The organism is Streptomyces sp. NPDC059456 (assembly GCF_042750055.1).
Classification (GTDB): Bacteria; Actinomycetota; Actinomycetes; order Streptomycetales; family Streptomycetaceae; genus Streptomyces.
In genome coordinates, this window is sequence record NZ_JBHYVA010001149.1 from 1 (window position 1) to 1,180 (window position 1,180).

The 1,180-nt window shown below is 78.6% G+C and carries 1 protein-coding gene; it reads left to right on the top strand.

What is annotated here, in order from left to right:
* Positions 1–1,109 (top strand): PLP-dependent aminotransferase family protein (locus ACFXA3_RS42840; protein WP_385197020.1); only part of this gene is annotated, 1,109 nt, incomplete at its 5' end.
* Positions 1,110–1,180 lie beyond the last annotated feature (71 nt).

The following is a 1,180-nucleotide window of genomic DNA, read 5'->3' on the forward strand; positions in this document are numbered from 1 at the left end:
GGCCCGCCCCCCCCGGCGGCGGGGGGGGGGGCGCCCCCCCCCCCCCCGGGGGGCCCCCCGCGGCGCCCCCCCCGGGGGCTCCCCGCCACGACCTGCTCCAGGGCAAGCCCGATCCCGCGTCCTTCCCGCGGGGCGCCTGGTCCGCCAGTGCCCGGCGGGCCCTGGCCGGGGCTCCCACCGAGGCCTTCGGACCCGGCGATCCCCGGGGCCGCCCGGAGCTGAGGAGGGCGCTGGCGGCGTACCTCTCCCGGGCCCGGGGCGTGCGGACCGACCCGGGGAACATCGTGGTGTGCTCCGGCTTCGCGAACGGCCTGCGCCTCCTCGCGTCGCTGCGGCCCCGCGACTGGGCGGTGGAGGAGTACGGGCTCCCCTTCCACCACGGCATCCTCGAAGCCGCCGGGGTCCGCCCGCACCCCGTGGGCGTCGACGAGGACGGCGCCCGCACGGACGCGCTCCCGGACCGGGCGCGCACGCTGCTGCTGACCCCGGCCCACCAGTTCCCGACGGGCGCCCGGCTGCTTCCGGCGCGGCGGGCCGCCGCCGTGGAGTGGGCCCGTACGACGGGCTCGCTGATCGTGGAGGACGACTACGACGGCGAGTTCCGCTACGACCGCAAGCCGGTCGGCGCGGTCCAGGGGCTGGCTCCCGGGCACGTCGTGTACGCGGGCTCGCTGAGCAAGTCGCTCTCCCCCGCGGTCCGCCTGGGCTGGCTGGTGCTGCCGGACCACCTGGTCGAGCGGGTCCTGGCGGCGAAGGGCCTGCGGGAGTCCTGGGCGAGCGCCCTGGACCAGCTGGCCCTGGCCGATTTCATCGAGTGCGGCGCGTACGACCGCCACATCCGCCGCATGCGCCACCGCTACCGCGACCGCCGCGACCGGCTGGTCTCCGTACTGGCCTCCCGCGCCCCGGAGTTGCGGGTGACGGGCATCTCGGCCGGCCTGCACGCGGTGCTGGAGCTGCCGCCGGGGACGGAGGCCGCGGCGCTGGCGGCGGCCGGGGCGGCGGGGCTGGCCCTGGACGGCCTCTCGGGGTACCGGCATCCGGCCGCGGCGGGGACGGGCGCGGGCCGTGAGGGTCTGGTGGTGGGGTACGCGGCGCCGCCAGAGTAGGAGTTAGTCCGGGCGCTCGAAACGAGGGAGGTGAACGGGGTGGACGTGGGAGAGCGGCCGTAGCCCCAGGG